Source organism: Rhodococcus sp. IC4_135 (assembly GCF_011602025.1).
In the GTDB taxonomy this organism is placed as follows: Bacteria; Actinomycetota; Actinomycetes; order Mycobacteriales; family Mycobacteriaceae; genus Rhodococcus_F; species Rhodococcus_F baikonurensis.
The window spans coordinates 264,070-281,708 of sequence record NZ_JAAOLG010000001.1 but is presented as its reverse complement, the minus strand read 5'-3'; the positions used below and the strand labels follow the sequence as shown (position 1 = coordinate 281,708).

The following is a 17,639-nucleotide window of genomic DNA, read 5'->3' as shown; positions in this document are numbered from 1 at the left end:
AGCTTCGGGATGTTCACCCAGGCTTCGCCTGCGCTTCTCTGCAAGTTTGATCGAGTCGATCCGGATTACAACCGGTAGTCGAGGGCCGAGCCCCGAACCACACCGACCTTGACTCCGATGTAGCCGCCGAGTGCACCCCCGGTCGCAATCAGGATCCAGAACACCGACGGAATCAGAGTCTCGGACCCGTCGACCTGGGTGAACGCGGCGTAGCCGACGATCAACGCACCGAACAGCACGGGCAGAATCAGCAGTGCGGCAAAGAACGTCAACCACACCGATACGAATCGACCCTTCCACCGGGCAATCTCGTGCAGGACCGTCAGAACAACCAGGAAGACACCACCACCGGTCAAGACCGCCGACAGAACTGCAAACCCGAAAGCTGACATCAGCTCCGACTCCACTTGAATCCCCCCGTATTCGAAGCACCTGCGCACCCAGCCCCAACTGCGATGCAATGAGTCTATTCAAGACGGCCGGCGTTTCGTGGCAACTCGAGTCGCTCGTCTGCCGGAAACACACCCCGCCGACGCCTATGCTTGGAAAATGACCGAACCCGACATCAAGCCCAGAAGTCGTGACGTCACCGACGGACTCGAAAAGACCGCAGCGCGCGGCATGTTGCGTGCAGTAGGAATGGGTGACGACGACTGGGTCAAGTCGCAGATCGGCGTCGCCTCGTCCTGGAACGAGATCACCCCGTGCAACCTGTCCCTCGATCGCCTGGCCAAGGCCGTCAAGGAGGGCGTCCGAGAGGCCGGCGGGTTCCCCCTCGAATTCGGCACTATCTCCGTTTCCGACGGCATTTCGATGGGTCACGAGGGCATGCACTTCTCCCTCGTCTCCCGTGAAGTGATCGCGGACAGCGTCGAGACCGTCATGCAGGCCGAGCGCCTCGACGGATCGGTTCTTCTCGCCGGCTGTGACAAATCCTTGCCCGGCATGATGATGGCGGCGGCCCGCCTCGACCTCGCCAGTGTGTTCCTCTACGCCGGGTCGACTCTCCCCGGCGTCGCCAAGCTGTCCGACGGCAGCGAGCGGGAAGTCACCGTCATCGACGCGTTCGAGGCCGTGGGCGCCTGCTCGCGTGGGCTGATGAGCCGCGCCGACGTAGACACCATCGAACGGGCGATCTGCCCGGGCGAAGGCGCGTGCGGCGGTATGTACACCGCGAACACGATGGCCAGCGCCGCCGAGGCCATGGGAATGTCGCTGCCCGGCAGCGCTTCACCGCCCGCACCGGATCGTCGCCGCGACGGATTCGCGCGCGAGAGCGGCAAAGCCGTGGTCGAACTGCTGCGCCGCGGAATCACCGCGAGGGACATCCTCACCAAGGAAGCGTTCGAGAACGCCATCGCAGTAGTCATGGCATTCGGTGGTTCCACCAATGCGGTGCTCCATCTCCTCGCGATCGCGCACGAGGCGTACGTCCCGTTGACGCTCGACGATTTCGCCCGCGTCGGCGCGAAGGTCCCGCACCTCGCCGACGTCAAGCCTTTCGGAAAGCACGTCATGACGGACGTCGACCGTATCGGCGGCGTCCCCGTCATCATGAAGGCATTGCTCGACGCGGGACTCATGCACGGAGATTGTCTGACCGTCACCGGCAAGACTGTTGCGGAGAATCTGGCGCACATCACCCCGCCCGATCCGGACGGCAAGGTCTTGCGGGCGATGAACAAGCCCATCCACCCGACCGGAGGCATCACGATCTTGAAGGGGTCGCTCGCTCCCGGCGGCGCGGTGGTCAAGTCGGCAGGATTCGAGTCGGATGTATTCGTCGGCACTGCACGAGTTTTCGAACGCGAGCGCGCCGCGATGGATGCTCTCGAGGACGGAACCATCACCGGCGGTGACGTTGTCGTCATCCGCTACGAGGGCCCAAAGGGTGGTCCCGGCATGCGCGAGATGCTGGCCATCACCGGCGCGATCAAGGGTGCGGGTCTCGGCAAGGACGTCCTGCTGCTGACGGACGGACGATTCTCGGGCGGCACCACCGGCCTGTGTGTCGGACACGTTGCGCCCGAGGCCGTCGACGGCGGTCCCATCGCGTTCGTTCGCGACGGCGACCAGATCCGGCTCGACGTGGGTACCGGACAACTCGAATTGTTGGTCGACGATTCCGAACTGGAAGCTCGCAAGGAGGGCTGGGAGCCGTTGCCGCCTCGCTACACACGTGGCGTGTTGGCCAAGTACTCCAAGCTCGTGGGATCAGCATCGGGTGGAGCGGTGTGCGGCTGATCCCAGCTCGCTGCTAGATGGGCCGGTACCCGGCGCCGACGCCTCCGTGGGCATTGATCGTGTCCACGATGGAGGTCATGTTGGTGCCGAGTTCCGGCCCCAGGCACGGCACCCAGAGATAAGCGTTGACCATCGCGACCAGCGTCGTCCCGACCGTGACCGGGGCTCCCGAATCACCGTGGTCGACGCAGATCTGAGTCCAGGTGGATGCGTCGGCGCTCAGGTCTCCCCAGACGACGCCGCAGGTGGTGCCCGTTGTACGGCCTTCCTTGCAGGCTGTGGCCGGGAAACTGGCCGGTGCGCCGATCGAGGTGATGGTCGCCGCGCCCACTGTGCGCACTGGTGTGACCTTGCCCGGATCGAACTGGATGACCCCGTAGTCCAGGTCGGGGTTCGACTCGACGAAGGTGCCGACCACGCCGGCGTCCTCGTTGCTTTCCGGGATCACGAACGACCCAGGACCGCCGCAGTGACCTGCGGTGATACCCACGAGTCTGCCGCCGTTGTCGTGACCGATTGTGGTCAACGTACACACCAACTGGTTGTCGATGATGATGCCCGAGCCACCACCCATGGGCGTGGGTGCAGCAACCGCATTGCTGCTGACGATGAAGCCGAGTCCGAGTGCCAAGACCAACGCTGCCAGAGCCGAAACAATTCGCTGCAACATCACAATCTCTCCGCCGGTAATCTCCCCGCTGCAAAAAACGCATACCCCGGAAAGTGCGGACTTACGCAGCGGTTCTAGTCGGTGGCTCCGAGCGCCTCGAGCATCTTGCGCGCCTCTTCGAGCTGGCGGCTCAACTCGTCGACTCGAGCCGCAGCCATGTCTCGCGCAGCGACGATGATGGACTCGACGGCTTCGATGGCGGTGGGCTCACCCAACTCGCGGACAGCTCGCTCGACTGCATCGGGTGCGACCGGAACTGCTTTGCCCGGACGCTTCGCGCCCTGTGTGACCGTCACGCTCCAGTCGTTGTCCGCGCCCGCATGGATCGTGACGCTGATTCCGGCCGGCAGTTTCTTCGCACGCTTGACGGCCGGACGAGGTGTCGCGGCAGGGGCAGCAGTGGTAGTCGGTACCGGAGCGGGTGCAGGCTGCGCCCGCGGCTTCGGTCGAACAGGCTCTACGAGTGGCTCCATCAGGGGTTCGGACTCCACAACTGGTTTGGGCCGTGACGCCGGTTTGGCCGGTGCCGCGGAGACGCGGTTGATGCGCAATTCCTCTGCCTCGAAAGGCAATTCGTCGTTGACGCCCTTGGGGCGAATCAGCACTGTGTTGCCGTCCACCGACACGACTTTCGCCGAGGTACCGGCTTCGATCCCCAGGCTGGGAGTCGCCTCGCGCAGATAGACGGTGGCGCGCTTACCTTCGGCGACAGCCGTGGCGAGCGCTGCCAGATTTTCCGCAGTGAGGTGATCCGGCGTTGATGCGGCGGCGCCGGAACGTCTACGGGGTGGCATGCGCAGGTCCTTTCAGAAGTACGTGGTGCATTTCAGTGTCGACAGTGCATTTTCAGTATCGACAGTGCATTTCTCGGGGCAACTCTTGCACAAGCCACCGACGTGTTGACTCTCACCGCCCGCCTGACCCCGAGGATCCGTAGGCGGTTCGGCCAATTCAGTACTGTTCTCGGGGCACCGCGTGGAAGATGGTGGACAGAAATTCGTTGCGGCAAGAAGGAGCACGGTGAGCAGTTCGGAGTCAGAGTGGATCGACGAGGTCACCGAACCCGCCCCTGCTGAATCTCACGCTGCCGAACATCACACTGCTGATCCGGTCGACGTCGATGCTCATCTGCTCAGCCGGATTCAAGCCGACATCGAAGAGTCTCTCCTCGGCGGGCCCCGTTGTTTCACTCAGTCACAGATCGCAGAATTCGCCGGTGTGACACGCGAGCGTGCCGATCGTTTGTGGGTCGCGATGGGCTTTGCCGTCGACGAGGATCCCGACGCCGTCATGTTCACCCAGCAAGACGCCGACGCCCTCAAGACGATTATCGACATGGTCAATCGAGGAGTCATCTCGCAGAGCAGTGAGGTGGCTGCCGCACGCTCACTCGGGCAGTCGATGTCGAGGTTGGCCGAGTGGCAGGTCTCGCTGATCAGCACACACATCATCGACCAGCTCGCCGACTCGGCAGATCACGAGCCCGAAGCGATCCGGAAGATCGTTCTGCGCCTCGGCGCCGAGATCATTCCCGCTGTCGAATCTCTGCAGACGTACGTCTGGAAGCGCCACGTCGCGTCCTCGACGGGCCGCAACGTCGGAAACCCGGGCGAAGAAGTAGCGAGTCGTGTTCTGGTAGTGGGTTTCGCCGACATCGTCGGGTACACCTCGCTGACCCGCGGCCTCGACTCCGCCGAACTCAACGATCTGCTCGAGCGGTTCGAGTCCGCGTCCACCGAAATCATCGGTCGCAACTACGGATGGGTGGTCAAGACCGTCGGTGACGAGGTCATGTTCGCCGCCGAGAGCCCCCACTACGCCGCCGAGATCGCCTTGCAGATCCAGCAGGCGGTCCTCGCCGATCACGACGATCCACAGCTTCGGGTGGGTCTGGCCATGGGGCCGACGTTGGTTCGCTTCGGAGATCTCTACGGTTCGGTGGTCAACAAGGCCGCGCGCCTCACCAGCTCCGCTCGCCCCGGCACTGTGCTGATCGACTCCGAGCTGGCCACCCAGCTCGGCTCGGACGCCAATTTCAAACTGCGACACCTCCGTCCGCGACGAGTACGCGGAATCGACAGGCTCGAACAGTACGTCCTTCGACGCAATCTGGAGCCGTGAGCGTCAGCTCGACACTCCGCGTGCAGCCAGAAAGTCATCCACGATCTGCTCACACGCAGCCTCCCCGAGAGGCGTCAGCGTGGCCAGCTTGGTGAGCACCAAAGGTCCCACCAACTGAGCAAGTGCGACGTCGTAGTCGTACTCCCCCAACGCGTCGATCGCGTCCGGCGAGCGCAGGATCCGATCGAACGCGTGACGGTACTGCTCGAAAACCGTCTGGCGCAGCGATCGCAATTCGGGCTTGTCCGTGGACAGGGCATCGACGCTCGAGTAACCCTTCAGCTCCGGTCCCAAGCCGAGCCAGCACATCGCCGTCACCTGGATCGGTGCGCTTTCGATGGCCTTGGCCTGACTGGTCAACAACTCGCGCAATTGCGCGCGGAGATCGCCTTCACCGGACATCTCCGGCACCGGCGGTAGTAGACGTGCAAATGCCGCGGCGAGTAACTCCGTGCCGCTGTCGAAATGCCGATACAACGTCGCACGCGCGACGTTGGCCAACTTGGTGACGGCATCGATCGTCACGGCGTCGACGCCGCCTTCTGCCAGCAGCGTGGTCGCTGCGTCGAGCAACCTCGACCTGGAGCGCTGTTTGCGCGGGTCCTCGTCGTTTCCCTGCTGATCGATTCCCTGCTTGTCGATTCCCTGCTTGTCGATTCCCACCGTCACAACTTCAGTTATACCCACTTGGGGGTTGTGGAACTGCCGTTCTTGTAACGATACTGATGGTCTTGTTTCTATCGGGAGGTTTCGTGAGTAGCGATACGACGCTCGAACAGTCGACGTGGACCATCCGACAGATCTGGATGCTGACGGTCGCATGCTGCGCTGTCGCACTGGTCGTCGCGGCAATGGCCGCACTCAACACGGCCCTTCCCGACCTGGCCCGCGATACCGGAGCAACACAGAGCCAGCTCACGTGGATCGTGGACGGGTACACGCTCACACTGGCTTGCCTCCTGTTGCCGGCGGGCGCACTCGGCGATCGCTACGGTCGACGCGAACTGCTCATGTTCGGACTACTTGTTTTCGCTGCCGGTTCGTCGATTCCGGTCTTCGCGGACGAGCCGTCGTGGATCATCGTCTCCCGCGTGATCTCCGGCGTCGGCGCCGCGTTTGTCATGCCGGCGACGTTGTCTCTGCTCACTGCAGGTTTCCCGCCGGCGCAGCGTGCCCGCGCCGTCGGAGTCTGGTCCGGCGTCGCAGGGTCCGGTGCAATCGCCGGACTCGTCGTCTCCGGACTGCTCCTCGAAAAGTGGTCCTGGCATTCGATTTTCGTCAGCCTGGCCGTCGTCTCCGTCCTGATCCTCGTGGTGTCGTTCACGATCGTGACATCGAAAGACGCGGAGGCAGCTCCCCTCGATCTACCTGGTACAGCGCTGATCGCCGGCTCGATCGGACTGTTCGTCCTGGGGATGATCGAGGCACCCGCCCGCGGTTGGCTCGATCCGGTGGTTCTCGCGTTGCTGGTCGGCGGAATTGCCATGGCCGCGGTATTCAGCTGGGTCGAATTACGTACTCGCCATCCACTTCTGGACGTGAGACTGTTCGCCAATCGCGCATTCGGCAGCGGCGCAGCGTCACTGACCCTGCAATTCCTCGCGACTTTCGGCTTGTTCTTCCTGATCGTGCAGTATCTCCAACTGGTGCTCGACTACTCCCCACTGCAATCGGCGCTCGCCCTCATGCCGATCGCCGTGCCGGTGATGGCGCTGTCCGTGGTTGCGCCCCTACTGATTCCGCGCATCGGCCTTCGCGCCCTCACCGCAACCGGCGTCGCCTTCCTCGGAACCGGAATTGCACTCTTGACGCGCTTGGACGCCAGTTCGACCTATGCCGAAGTCTGTGCCCCCTTGGTAGTAGCCGCTATTGGATTGGGCTTGTCGACAACCCCCGCCACTGCTGCCATCGTCTCCAACGCACCGGACTCCAAACAGGGTGTTGCATCAGCAGTCAACGACGCAACCCGTGAAATCGGCTCTGCCATCGGCGTTGCACTGGCGGGAAGTATCCTCGCCGCCGGCTACGGCAATCATGTTCGACCCGCGGTCGAATTGCTACCCGAACCTGCCAAGGAACCGGTATCCGGCTCTCTGGCCGCTGCTCTCCACGTTGCCGAAGCAGCCGGGCCGCAGGGTGCCCAGTTGGCCGAATTCGCCCGTGAAGCCTTCATCAAGGGCATGGATCAAGGAGCACTCACGCTCGCCGCGATCATGTGGGTATCCGCGATCGTTCTGGGATTCTGGGCTCCGGGTCGTCAGCGAGACTGACCGTCGCGTCGATACGCCGGAGCCTTGGTCGCCTGCTTGGACTGCAACGTCTGCAGCAGGGGCATCGACCGGAGCGGTACCACCACCGAGAGAACCATGACGCTGGTCGACCGGGTGGCTATCCCCGACCGATTCAGTTCGAGCAGCGTCGCTTGCAAATCCTCGTGCGACGCAGCGGCAATCCTGCACAGCACGTCGCCGGAACCGGTAGTGGCAAAGGCTTCGAGCACACCGGGGATTGCCTCGAGTTCCGCTGTGACGGTGTCGAGCGCCCCTTGGGCGATCTGCAGAGTCACGAATGCTTGCACTCCGAAACCCGCTGCAGCCAAATTGACGTGCGGCGCGTATCCGGCGATGACGCCCGCGTCTTCCATCCTTTTCAATCTCGCCTGCACCGTCGCCCGGGCAACCTTGACCTGACGCGAAAGCTCCAACGCACCGGCTCTCGGGTGCTTGTTCATCGCGTCCAACAGAGCCAGATCCACTGCGTCGAGATTCACGTCTGCTCCACTCGCCAATCAACTATGCAAACTGCCTACAAAACCATGCCGCTGTCTTCGGATTCCGGCGCTGTGTCTACTTTCAACTACCTCCGTTGACTACCCAACCTTGGAAGGACTTATCTGTTTGTACTGGCAGTGCCGAACATAACTCGAGCACCGCGCTGTGTACATCGCACTCAGAGGGGACTCATCATGACCGTCGAACAGACTCTCACCGACGACGAACAGTTGGCCGGCCTGGATCTGGAGCAATTGCGCCAGTTGGTCGGCTTGGTCGAGTACGACAGCGATCACGATCCCTTCCCCGTGAGCGGGTGGGACGGACTCGAATGGATCGTCGGAAACGCCACGCAGACTTCGCATTTCTTCCAGTCTGCGTTCGGCATGGAATTGGTGGCCTATTCAGGTCCGTCGACCGGAAACCGCGACCACCACGCGTTTGTACTCAAGAGCGGGGCAGTCCGGTTTGTCGTCAAGGGCGCTGTGGATCCGGCTAGTCCGCTGATCGAACATCACAGCCGTCACGGTGACGGCATTCGCGACATCGCGCTCAGCGTCCCCGACGTGGACAAGTGCATCGGGCACGCCATCACCCAAGGTGCGACGGTGTTGAGTGAACCGCACGACATCACCGACGAGCACGGCACCGTCCGCCTGGCCACCATCGCGACGTACGGCGAGACTCGGCACACCCTCGTCGACCGTTCCCGCTACACCGGCCCTTACCTCCCGGGCTATGTCGAACGGACGTCGTCGTACCGCAAGCGTGACGGCGCACCGAAACGAATCTTCCAGGCCCTCGACCACGTCGTCGGAAACGTCGAACTGGGCAAGATGGACCAGTGGGTCGACTTCTACAACCGAGTCATGGGATTCACCAACATGGCCGAGTTCGTAGGCGGCGACATCGCGACCGACTACTCGGCACTGATGAGCAAGGTCGTCTCGAGCGGAAATCACCGAGTCAAGTTCCCGCTCAACGAACCTGCTGTCGCGAAGAAGCGGTCACAGATCGACGAATACCTCGAGTTCTACCAAGGCCCAGGCGCTCAGCATCTTGCACTTGCGACCAACGACATTCTCGCAGCGGTGGACGCTCTGGTCGACGAAGGAATCGAGTTTCTCTCCACTCCTGCTTCGTATTACGAGGATCCCGAACTCCGAGCGCGCATCGGCGAGGTTCGAGTCCCGATCGAGGAATTGCAGAAGCGAGGCATCTTGGTCGACCGCGACGAAGACGGCTATCTTCTACAGATCTTCACCAAGCCGATCGGTGATCGGCCCACCGTGTTCTTCGAGATCATCGAGCGCCACGGATCGCTGGGATTCGGGCTGGGAAACTTCAAGGCCCTGTTCGAAGCGATCGAGCGTGAGCAGGCTGCGCGGGGCAACTTCTGAGGTAGGTCAGCTGTTTTCGGTCCAAGCCCAGACCACCGCGGGTCGCCCGGTGGCGCTGACCCGGACTCGTTCGTCGGTTCGTTCCAGTCCGGGCAGCGATTTGAGTGTGCGGTTCAAGTTGCCCGGATCCGGACGCACACCGGAAAGCTCCTCCGCCACGGCCAAGGCGTACGACGCCGGAAACGACGGTCCCAGCAGCGCTCGTGTGAATGCCTGATCTCGCCACAAGAGGGTGTCCGCAAGGATGGGGCGAGTATCGGCGACTATCCGATTGTGGTCGAACGCAAGGTCCCCCGGGTTGTCCCAGCTCACCCATTCGGCTGAACCCGGCACCTCGTCAGACGAGATCACTGCCCACATGGTCACCGAGAGCGTCGGACCACGAGGGTCGCGATTGGGCTCGTCGAACACGGTCAGTTGTCCACCGGCCAGGATCTTCTCTTCGGGAATTCCGAGTTTGGTGGTCACCGCTCGCCTGGCGGCATCCTGCAATCTCTCACCGGCACCGAGAAGTACACCGGGCAGCGCCAACTGCCCGGTGTACGGCTCTGCTTGCCGCGGCGTGACGGCAAATCGCAGTTGCCCCGGCTCCGGGTTACCGAACCGCAGAGCGATGACGTCGATCGAGACGAGAGACTGGTCCACACCATCCATCATGCAGGCACAGGGCTCCACTCACGACGATCGGCCCGGTCAGGGCCGTCGGCAGTCAGAACCACCGGAACTCCCATTTCCTGACCCAGGTAACCGGCGAAGCCCTCCCTGTCAGTCGGAATACCCTTCGGCACAACCGCTACGGCCTGCAAGGCATCTGTCAGTGCCTGTTGGTGATCGAGATCCTTCCACTGTCCGACCGGGAGGGATCGCCACCCCTCGTATTCCTGCACCCCGTGGATCGGGATGCCTGCCGTCAGGCCACGATCCATCGCATCGAGGTGCGTCAGCGCCAATCCGTCGACGCCACCGCTGACCTCGATTGCGTAGCGCAACAACAACTCGTCGAGGTGCCCGATCCGAAACTCACCTTGATACTCGCCGGTGCCGTTGTGCTCCTCGGGCAAGACCTTCGCCAGCGCTGGATCCTCGGTCGGGAAGGGCCCAGCTCCGTGCCGTGTCATGTAGGTGCGGGTGACACCGAGTATGTAACTGCCCCGGCCCAACTGGTCGATCATTGCTCGCGCATTCGACGGCTCGACCGTCGACCATGTGGTGTGTGGGTGAAAGCCCCGCCACTCGTCGAGAAGGACACCTTGTGCCCCCTCGAACACCAATCGGCCATCAGCACCGATCGCACCCAAAGCATCCGGACCGGTGATGTCCACGACCGCAGCGAATTCCGTATACATGTCAACCATGTCGTCGATCGGCGGAAAACCGTGGCGACTCTCCGCGATCATCGGATCGTGGAATGTGGCCAACGCCGACAACTTACGACGCAAGGAGTCCGGCCGAAGGCAGTCCCCCACCGTAGGCGCATTCGCAACTTCGAGCGCATACGCCGCAGTCTCACCGATCCCCTTTCCACACGAGCCGTGTCGGTTACCGCCGCGAGCATCCTCGCGGGCCCTGTTGGCGGCCACGTGAATCGGTGTCGTCAACAATGCGCGCGCGTCGATCCGTATCAGATCGAACGGGTTTCGAACTCCGAGCGCTTCCAGAGCACGCGCCTCCCGGGCGAGCGCGATGGGCTCGACCAACACGAATCTCGAGAGAAACGTCGGGACGCCGGACAGCGTGCCCGAACCGAACTGCGAAAACGTGTGGTGCCGCTCGCCGACCGTTACGTTGTGCGCTGCCTGTGCCCCACCGTTGAAGCGGACCACTGCGGCCACATCCAGGTCGGCTTGATCGGAGCACAGCCAATCGACGGTTGCTCCCTTCCCTGCATCTCCGAACCCGAGGTCTACGACGACGATGTCGCGGTCTTCGAACGGCTCCATCATGTTCTCCTCTCAAGTGAAATCGACATCGTCAGTGCTCGTTCCGAGGTCGCGGGGCAACCCGGCCACCGTTGCAGGATTGCGACTCGGAATCCAAGCCAGAGCCTTTCCGACGGTCTCGGCTTCAGCCCTGGAACCGATGTCGCGGAGATCCGCCAGCCCGTCACGCAGGTCGATACGGTCCTCGCCGATTCCGACCGTCAGCGCTATCAGTTCGCATACTGCAGCAGGGTTGTCGAGTTTCACGAACCGCTCACCGAGCAACTCCCTCCAGTGATCGGCGATTTCCGGATCATTGAAGTACGACGACTGATCGGGCAACACGTAGTAGACATTCCACCGTTCTTCGAGTTCACGGTAGATCGACGGCACCGATACGTCCTGACGAACCTTGTCACCGATCACTGAACGGATATGACGAGCCGAGAGTCTCGGCTTGTTCAACTCGTCGCCGATGATGAAGAGGTAGCCTTTCCGTCCCCGCTTCTCCCAGGCGTCGGTACTCGTGTGACGCGCCATGAAATATGCCGCCAATTCATAGCTTTCCGATTTCTGACCGCCTCCGTTACCTTCGAGAAAAATGGTGCGTAACTGTTCGTCCATCGCGTTTCCCGACTCGAACTGTCCGACTTGAAGCGGCACCCGGTCGGAATCTGCGTCGCCGATACCGCCGAACAGAATCTGCGGATCATCCGCATATCCCTTCCGTTGGAGCAGGCCGTGCAGCTTCCCGAGCTTGTCCTGCATGATGCGGGGGACAGCACCCATCGAACCGGTGACATCGAAAAGCACTGCTATCGGCAGAGAATCGGGGTGTCCGTCCGAATCTCGGCATTCACGCTTGTCGACGCCGAAGGGGTCGAGGGTCGGGTCCGCTTTCCAACTGCTTCGCGGACGCGACCGAAGCGAATCGGTGTAGCCGAAGTCGTCGACACCGCGCGCGGCACGGAAAGTCTTGCCCGCCAAATAGGTGTTGTCATCCCAGTATCCGTAGCCCATGATGATCACTGTCCTTTCGTGGAGGGGACGGCGAACGGACGAAATATCCGCCGGCCGTAGAGAAGATCGAGGAGTTCGTCGAACTCGTCAAGTAGGTCGACCGCGTCGGGACGCAGTCTCGGGTTGCCCTGCAGGCAGCCCCGAGCAAAAGCCTTCATTCTCTCGTGAGCCTGCTCGCCCAGCATTCGCAGCATCAAGCGATGAGCCATGTAAACGTCCCACGCGGGAGACGCTGTTTCGCCGACTTCCCTTGGGTAGGAATCGCGATCGGAACCGATCGTCGCCACCGGGCGGCTGCCGGTGCGGGTGGCAAAGGACCACCCGACCAGCACCACCCCGTGCCGATCAGGCTCGATCAGCACGTTCTCCGCAGTGATCGCGGTGTGCACCCAACCAGTCGCATGCGCCGCTGCCAGAGCCCGAAGCAGCCGTCGATGCATCCACGCCCAGTCACGTGGATCGAGGCCCCCTGGATACGCCTCACGAACGTCGGCGAGGCTCACGAAACCTTCGGTCAGATCGTCCAGCACGTCGATCTGGCGTTGCGCGCCGGCGTCCACATGAGTGATTCGGTCGATCAACCGCGGGAAGTACGGCGCTGCCCAACCGGCTTCGCATGAATTCTCGATGTCCGTCAACACATTCCGTTCGGCCTCGATCATCGAGTTCGCCCGAGGGTTTCGCGGAATCTTGAGTACGACACCGGCATCGGACCGGTACAGGTTGGCGACCGAGCCGCGGGCTACCAATCCACCTAACGAATACTCTCCCCGCTCGCCTACATATACGGGACGAGAATCTGCGGACTCGAACTCTGCCGACCAACTCCGGTAGAGCTCGTTCAACCGAGATGTTGCCGCCGAGTACCGCACCCGATCTTCGGGCTTCGCCCGGTCCGGATGGATGGCAGAGGCGAGCCGATGAAAACGGCGCTTTGCAGCGCGGCGGGAGTCGAGATCACTGGGGACTCCCCCGAACACATCAGCCGAAACCTTTGCCGTCTCGACCGTTTCGAGTGCAGTGCGCGTCGTTTTCATGGTTTTAGTCTAACTGACTAAAACGAATGCGGCAACAATGCGTATTTCATCCCGGTAGATGCGCATTGCATCCTCACCATCGAGACCGGTCTCGCTTGAAGATAGGTATACCTAACTTCGATTGCTTCCAAGGAGCATCACATGCAGGACACGCAAACGGCCATCCGCCCCCGATTCACCACCCATCGCGCTGTCGTCACAAGGAAAAGAGAGATAGGGCCTCATTTCGTTCGAGTGACGTTCGGCGAACTCCGCGATTACGACTGCGTCGGCATCGCTCCGAAGGTGAAGGTCTTTCTGCCCGATGACGCCGACCATTCCGCAGCCGCCCGAGAACTGACGATTCCGACCGTCGGGGTACACGGTTTCGAGTACCCCGACGACGCACCCAAGCCGATAGTGCGGACGTACACGATCCGCGCACACCGCCGGGAACTGTGTGAGGTCGACATCGATTTCGTCGTCCACAGCGACGGGCCGGCAGGCAGGTGGGTCACGAACGCCGTTCCCGGCGACGTTGTCGGACTGACCAATGCTGTAGGGAACCAACCACTCCCGGAGCTGGCGCGTTCCCTGCTGCTGCTCGGTGACGTGTCCGCGCTCCCCGCGATCATGACGATCTTGGAGTCTCTCACTACCGATCAGGAAGCGATCACGCTCCTGATCACCGACAGCCCGGAGAATGAGATTCCGTTGGAAGCGGCCGCCGACGGTCGCGCTCGGTGGATCCACGGGTCCGACGAAGAGACGATGATCGAAGAGCTCCGTCAGGCGTTGTCGGCACATCAGCCTGACTACGTCTGGGCCGCGGGAGAAGCCAGCTCGCTCCGCGGAGTCCGTCACCTCCTCCGCGTGGACATCGGCTACTCCCCGATGAACTCGCATATCGTTGGATACTGGAAACGCAAAGCCGACGCCGACGAGGTGGCCGACGACGTCTTCGCCCGTATGCACGCGGCGGTCGCCGAAGGCCGGAACCTGACGCCTCAGGAACTGGACGAACTGACAGTCGACGATGTGGAGTTCCTATCGACGAAGCCGTGAACTGCAAGGGAGGAGGGAAACGTGGGCGTCACGCCGACGAACACCACGGAGCGTTCCCGTCGCCGAGTGCGCGCCGAGCATCTTCGCCTCGACAACGACGTGGAAGTACACAGCCACGACGTGGTGGAATTGGCTCTCGTACGAGATGGCCGAGCAGTCCAGCGCAGCGCAGACGATGTGACGGATATTCGTTCAGGTCACGTGTTGATCCTCACTCCCGGCACACGCCACAGCCTCGAATTGAAATGCCTGCTGACCACCAATGTTTTCCTGGATCCGACGCTGTTCGTCGACGAGTTGTCCTGGATCACGAGAGTTCCGGGCTGGGGTGCCGCGTTTTCTCCGCAGTCGCGCGCGCCTCGCCCTGTTCTCATCCTCGATGCCGACGACCGCACCGCGCAACTGGCCGAACTCTTCGACGAACTCGCAGCAGGCACGGGCCGATCCCGAGATCTCGGGATCGGAATTTTCGAGCAGTATGCCCTGCTGTTCGCAGCGTTCTCCGTGCTCGAGCCTCTCGTCTCCGACACGGTGAATAGCCGTGAAGAACGCGGCTACCGTGCAACGGTCGAACTGGCTGTGGAGTTGATGAGCAATAACCTCGATCATCCCTGGACTCTGGGTTCGCTGGCCGCGGAGGTCGCCCTCTCGCCTTCACAATTGAGCCGCGTGTTCGTTGCCGACACCGGCTCCAGTCCGATGTCCTATCTGCAGACATTGCGCGTCGAACGTCTCGCATCTCTCTTGCGCACAACAGAACTCAGCATTTCCGGGGCTGCCCGCGCCGTCGGATGGCACGATCCCGGCCACGCAGCGCGTAGGTTCCGATCCCGGTGGCAGTGCAGCCCGAACCAGTATCGCGAACGGTTTCGCTGATCACTCCACCTTTCGGTCACTCGCTCGTCGTCCTGCCGAGGCCCAGGGCGGCTACGGCTTTGCGTAGCTCGAACACCGCCGGACCAGTGTCCCCCTCACGAGTACACAGATCGATCGAACACTGCTCGATGTCGGAGATTCGCACGAAACTGACATCCGAGCGGGTGTAGTACTCGGCAATGGTTGCTGCCGTTATGACCACCGCTCGACCGTTGGCGACGACCTCGAGCGCTTCGTCCATCGTGCGGACCGAGGGACCGTACCGGACGGGTACACCACTCGGGCGCGGGTCCACCGACCACCATTTCACCCATTCGAGTGGTGCACCGTCACTCGAAACCTGCACCATCCCATCTATTTCAGAAATCTCGATGCTCGTACGACCCGCCAGTCGGTGTCCTCGAGGCAACGCCGCCACCCGCGGTTCGACGCCTATCCGTTCGAGCACCACACCGTCGAGCACCGGCAGTGGCGGCCGCACGAAGGCGGCATCGACGGTCGCGCTCGCCACCGCGGAAACCTGTTGGGACCAATCCAATTGGACCAGCTCCACCTCCGCATGCAACGAATCGATCACCGCACGCCCCAAACTTCCGGCAGCCCCGTTGATGAATCCGATCCGCAACCGCCTGGCCCGCCGACGCTCGAGTGCATCGAGCCCGTTCATCGCGCGAACGGCGAACTCGAGCGCGGGCCGCGCATCCGCGACGAACACCTCACCCGCGGCGGTGAGCACCACCGGGTGCGAACTGCGATCGACCAACTCGACTCCCACCTGCTCCTCGAGTCGACGAATCTGCTGACTGAGAGCAGGCGCCGTGACGAACAACCGGTCTGCCGCTCGTCCGAAGTGCCCTTCCGCCACGACGACGAGCAACGAGGACACCAACCGCAGGTTCAGATCCTCACCTCTTCGCGCCTTTTTCATTACCGTCCATTCGGTTGTTTACGGCCGCTGTAGCCCCACGAAGTGATGACCATCACGGTATCTGAACAGCGACGTTAAGCAAACTGGCAATTTTCGAACGAAGTTCTACATGTACAACGAATGCCTCGCCGGGTCACAGTTGTCGCAGATCCGGACAGCCCGCCGAATCTGCGAAACCAGGAGATGTGATGAGCAAGTACGAGCACGAATTCGTGCACATGATGGATGGCGTCGAAAAGCAATTGGAAACCATCGACAATCCACGGCACCAGAAGATCCTCCGCAACTACCGACGCCACGCGTTGCTCGAGGTCTCCGGTCGTTACAAGGAAATCCTCTCGCCCGACATGACCGTCGAAGAACCCGTTTACCGGTTGTTCGAAGACGGGCAGTCGATTGTTCTGGACGGCATGGACGCCGTCACCACCTTCTACCAGTCGCTCGCCGAGACGGACACCCTTGTCATGTGGACCGGCAAGTCCGACTTCGCCGTATCCGACAGTGGGTTCTCCGGCGAGACCCTCTTCAGTCAGTTCGTCCCCGGTTCGATCCTCGGAGACGGGGTGTTCGGCGCTGTGCACGAATCGGGTGGATCCACGCCCACCGTCCTCGAACAGTCGTCGGACATCGACCCCGACGGTTGGTACCTCGTACGTCGGACCTTGGCATTCGTCTGGCCATATGACGAGCAGGGTCGACTCATCGGTGAGCACGTCTACGAAGATTCTGCCTCGAAAGTGGTGACCAAGGTGGACCCGAGCGAAGTCATCACGGCAGCGCGCGCGGCCGAACTGCTTGCACCACTGCTCGAAACGCATCTGCCGTGAGCGCGCCGGTAGCGATCGTCACCGGCGCCGCAGCCGGGTTGGGTGCCGCCATTGCCGAGCGCCTTGCCGAGGACTTCGGCACCCTGCTTCTCCTCGACATCGAAGAGGCGGCGCTCGCCGACACCGCAGCACGCCTGGAAAGCCTTGGCGTAGAGGTTCACACGGCACGATGCGACGTTCGACGTGAAGGCGACGTCAAGAACGCGTTCGACGTGGCTGCGTCGATCGGCAGACCGGCAGCACTCGTCAACGGTGCCGGTATCGGCGTCTTCACTCCGTTTCTCGAAATCACCGAAGACCAGTGGGACAACACCTTTGCGGTGAACACCAAGGGCAGCTTCCTGATGTGCCGAGAATTCGTGAGTAGAACCGAGGGTCCCGCAGCGATCGTCAACATCGCGTCGATCGGCGCCCGCTTGGGCGGTGACATGCTCGCGCACTACGGACCGTCGAAGGCCGCGGTGATCGAGATGAGTCACAGTGTCGCCCGGATCGGCGCGACCCGAGGACTCCGTTCGAACACCGTCATGCCCGGACTGATCCTCACCGACATGTGGTTGCGGACCATCAAGGAACTGCGTCGACGCGATCCCTCGCTCGCAGATGTCTCCGATTCCGACGTCTTCGATTCTTTTGTCGCCCAGATGGTTCCGATGGGTCGAGCTCAGACACCCGGAGACATCGCCGAGATGGTCGCGTTCTTGCTCAGCGACAAGGCTCGCAACGTCACCGGGCAGACGATTGCCGTCGACGGCGGCGCCGTGATGACCTGATCGGGTAGA

The 17,639-nt window shown here is 62.2% G+C and carries 18 protein-coding genes; 8 read left to right on the top strand and 10 right to left on the bottom strand.

Annotated features, from left to right (window positions below; all coding sequences use genetic code 11):
* Positions 1-65: 65 nt before the first annotated feature.
* Positions 66-392, bottom strand: a complete 327-nt coding sequence (locus tag G8767_RS01415; protein ID WP_206028794.1) for a hypothetical protein — start codon at positions 390-392, stop codon at positions 66-68.
* 157 nt (positions 393-549) lie between these two features.
* On the opposite strand from G8767_RS01415, the gene ilvD reads away from it, so the two are divergent.
* Positions 550-2,244, top strand: a complete 1,695-nt coding sequence (gene ilvD / locus G8767_RS01410) for a dihydroxy-acid dehydratase (RefSeq protein WP_095968507.1) — start codon at positions 550-552, stop codon at positions 2,242-2,244.
* A 13-nt stretch (positions 2,245-2,257) separates the two neighbouring features.
* On the opposite strand, the gene G8767_RS01405 is transcribed toward ilvD, so the two are convergent.
* Entirely contained in the window at positions 2,258-2,914 is a 657-nt protein-coding gene (locus G8767_RS01405) for a S1 family peptidase (RefSeq protein WP_007732621.1), read from the bottom strand.
* 74 nt (positions 2,915-2,988) lie between these two features.
* Positions 2,989-3,708, bottom strand: coding sequence for a DUF6319 family protein (locus tag G8767_RS01400; RefSeq protein WP_166809137.1), 720 nt, complete (start codon positions 3,706-3,708; stop codon positions 2,989-2,991).
* Between the two features lie 181 nt (positions 3,709-3,889).
* On the opposite strand from G8767_RS01400, the gene G8767_RS01395 reads away from it, so the two are divergent.
* A complete protein-coding gene (locus G8767_RS01395) occupies positions 3,890-5,035 on the top strand; it encodes an adenylate/guanylate cyclase domain-containing protein (RefSeq protein WP_095968505.1) in 1,146 nt (381 codons plus the stop codon).
* 3 nt (positions 5,036-5,038) lie between these two features.
* Here G8767_RS01395 and G8767_RS01390 read toward each other — a convergent pair whose 3' ends face one another.
* Positions 5,039-5,692 (bottom strand): TetR/AcrR family transcriptional regulator, encoded by a 654-nt coding sequence (locus G8767_RS01390; RefSeq protein ID WP_166809470.1) that lies wholly within the window; start codon positions 5,690-5,692, stop codon positions 5,039-5,041.
* A 68-nt stretch (positions 5,693-5,760) separates the two neighbouring features.
* On the opposite strand from G8767_RS01390, the gene G8767_RS01385 reads away from it, so the two are divergent.
* Positions 5,761-7,305, top strand: coding sequence for an MFS transporter (locus tag G8767_RS01385; protein ID WP_166809136.1), 1,545 nt, complete (start codon positions 5,761-5,763; stop codon positions 7,303-7,305).
* Here G8767_RS01385 and G8767_RS01380 read toward each other — a convergent pair.
* Complete coding sequence (locus tag G8767_RS01380; protein ID WP_124567838.1) at positions 7,293-7,805, bottom strand: Lrp/AsnC family transcriptional regulator; 513 nt, start codon at positions 7,803-7,805, stop codon at positions 7,293-7,295. The genes G8767_RS01385 and G8767_RS01380 overlap by 13 nt on opposite strands.
* A gap of 195 nt (positions 7,806-8,000) precedes the next feature.
* Between G8767_RS01380 and hppD the strand changes: the two genes are divergently transcribed.
* Complete coding sequence (gene hppD, locus G8767_RS01375; RefSeq protein WP_166809135.1) at positions 8,001-9,206, top strand: 4-hydroxyphenylpyruvate dioxygenase; 1,206 nt, start codon at positions 8,001-8,003, stop codon at positions 9,204-9,206.
* Positions 9,207-9,212: 6 nt separating this feature from the next.
* Here hppD and G8767_RS01370 read toward each other — a convergent pair whose 3' ends face one another.
* From G8767_RS01370 to G8767_RS01355, 4 genes are read right to left on the bottom strand one after another with little or no spacing between them, the layout of a single operon-like run.
* Positions 9,213-9,863 (bottom strand): NUDIX hydrolase, encoded by a 651-nt coding sequence (locus tag G8767_RS01370; protein ID WP_166809134.1) that lies wholly within the window; start codon positions 9,861-9,863, stop codon positions 9,213-9,215.
* The gene (locus tag G8767_RS01365) at positions 9,860-11,146 is read right to left on the bottom strand and encodes an adenylosuccinate synthetase (protein ID WP_166809133.1); all 1,287 of its coding nucleotides are present in this window, start codon (positions 11,144-11,146) and stop codon (positions 9,860-9,862) included. Before G8767_RS01365 ends, G8767_RS01370 begins: the two co-directional genes overlap by 4 nt.
* A gap of 12 nt (positions 11,147-11,158) precedes the next feature.
* Positions 11,159-12,145, bottom strand: coding sequence for a hypothetical protein (locus G8767_RS01360; RefSeq protein ID WP_166809132.1), 987 nt, complete (start codon positions 12,143-12,145; stop codon positions 11,159-11,161).
* 5 nt (positions 12,146-12,150) lie between these two features.
* The gene (locus G8767_RS01355; RefSeq protein ID WP_166809131.1) at positions 12,151-13,182 is read right to left on the bottom strand and encodes a hypothetical protein; all 1,032 of its coding nucleotides are present in this window, start codon (positions 13,180-13,182) and stop codon (positions 12,151-12,153) included.
* Positions 13,183-13,323: 141 nt separating this feature from the next.
* Between G8767_RS01355 and G8767_RS01350 the strand changes: the two genes are divergently transcribed.
* Positions 13,324-14,226: a siderophore-interacting protein gene (locus G8767_RS01350; RefSeq protein WP_166809130.1), complete on the top strand. Its 903-nt coding sequence runs from the start codon at positions 13,324-13,326 to the stop codon at positions 14,224-14,226.
* 21 nt (positions 14,227-14,247) lie between these two features.
* Entirely contained in the window at positions 14,248-15,102 is an 855-nt protein-coding gene (locus tag G8767_RS36500) for an AraC family transcriptional regulator (RefSeq protein WP_166809129.1), read from the top strand.
* Between the two features lie 16 nt (positions 15,103-15,118).
* Here G8767_RS36500 and G8767_RS01340 read toward each other — a convergent pair whose 3' ends face one another.
* Positions 15,119-16,030, bottom strand: a complete 912-nt coding sequence (locus G8767_RS01340; RefSeq protein WP_166809128.1) for a LysR family transcriptional regulator — start codon at positions 16,028-16,030, stop codon at positions 15,119-15,121.
* A gap of 188 nt (positions 16,031-16,218) precedes the next feature.
* Here G8767_RS01340 and G8767_RS01335 point away from each other — a divergent pair, with 188 nt between their 5' ends.
* Together G8767_RS01335 and G8767_RS01330 are read left to right on the top strand one after the other, a co-directional pair.
* Positions 16,219-16,857: a hypothetical protein gene (locus G8767_RS01335; protein WP_166809127.1), complete on the top strand. Its 639-nt coding sequence runs from the start codon at positions 16,219-16,221 to the stop codon at positions 16,855-16,857.
* The gene (locus tag G8767_RS01330; RefSeq protein WP_166809126.1) at positions 16,854-17,630 is read left to right on the top strand and encodes an SDR family NAD(P)-dependent oxidoreductase; all 777 of its coding nucleotides are present in this window, start codon (positions 16,854-16,856) and stop codon (positions 17,628-17,630) included. Before G8767_RS01335 ends, G8767_RS01330 begins: the two co-directional genes overlap by 4 nt.
* The last annotated feature ends 9 nt before the right edge of the window (positions 17,631-17,639 follow it).